This is a genomic window from Streptomyces tremellae (genome assembly GCF_039540215.1).
In the GTDB taxonomy this organism is placed as follows: Bacteria; Actinomycetota; Actinomycetes; order Streptomycetales; family Streptomycetaceae; genus Streptomyces; species Streptomyces tremellae.
In genome coordinates, this window is the sequence record NZ_BAABEP010000151.1 from 1 (window position 1) to 1,228 (window position 1,228).

General features: G+C 81.6%; 1 pseudogene. It reads left to right on the plus strand.

The features are described from left to right. Positions 1 to 67: 67 nt before the first annotated feature. Positions 68 to 1,228 (plus strand): annotated as a pseudogene (locus ABEA77_RS33770) (cell division protein FtsK); the annotation flags it as partial.

A 1,228-nucleotide genomic window follows, 5' to 3' on the forward strand; every position in this document is an offset into this window, starting at 1 on the left:
GTAGGTGCCGGGGCTGCGCGGCCGCGGCCTGCCGCCCGCGCCCGAGCCGTACGGGGAGGCGGAGCCGGTGGCGCACGGCAGGGCGGCGGAGGGCGACGAGGAGGCGCAGGCCCACCCGGGCAGGCGGCGCGGCCTCGGCGCCTGGGCGCGGCGGCTCGGCGGCGCGCGCGGCGAGACCCACGTCGGGGTGCCGGTGCAGCGCGCGGGCGAGCGGCCCAGGGGGCGCAAGCCCGCGGACGGCACTTGGCCCGACCCCGCGGAGCTGCTGCTCACGGCGCTCGGCCCAGGGCCGCGGCTGTGGGAGCGCGGGCCTGGCCATCCGCAGGAGCTGGTGGTCAGGCTCGGCACGGCGGACCGGCCCGAGGGTCCGGTGCCGGTCACCGCCGACCTGCGGGAGGCGGGCTCGCTCGGCCTCGCGGGGCCGCGGGCCCGGCTGGTGGGCCTCGGCCGCGCGGTGGTGGCGCAGCTGGCCGCGCTGCACGCGCCGTCGGAGCTGGAGATCGTGCTGATCACCACGGACCGGGCGCTCTCCCTCGACGAGCGCCGCGGGGACTGGGGGTGGCTCGGCTGGCTGCCGCACACCCGCCCTGGGCGCGGGCAGGACTGCCGGCTGCTGCTCGCGTTCGACCGGGAGCAGGCGGCGGCCCGCGCCGCGGAGCTGACCCGCAGGCTCGACGAGGGCCCGCTCGGCGCGGGCTGGGCGTCGGCGGGCGCGGCGGCGGTGGCCGAGGCGGCCCGGCGGCACACGGGGCCGCGCACGCTGCTGGTCGTGGACGGCGACCCGGGCTCGGCCGCGCTGCGGGAGACGACGGCGCGGCTCGCCGGGTCGGGCCCCGCCGCGGGTGTGCACGTGCTGTGCCTCGCGGAGGCGCCGGCCGCTTCCGCGGTGTCGTCGGTCACGGCGACGTACGACACGGCGTGCCTGGCGTCGCTGCCGTTCCGCGAGTGCGGGGCGGTCGCGCTGCTCAGCGGCGACGTCGCGGGCGCGCTGCGGCTGCTGCGCACGGCGCCGGGCCTGGCGATCGGCGAGGACCGGGGCGCGTCCGCCGTGGTGGACGCGGTGTCCGCGGCGTGGGCCGAGCGGTTCGGGCGGGCGGTCGCGCCGCTGCGGACGGCGGGCGCGGCGAGCGTGCGGCGCCCGGCGGCAGCGCTGCCGCGCACCGCGCGGCTGCTCGACGAGCTGGGCCTCGCGCAGTCGCTGGTAGGCCCAGTCCGTCTTGCGCAGGCT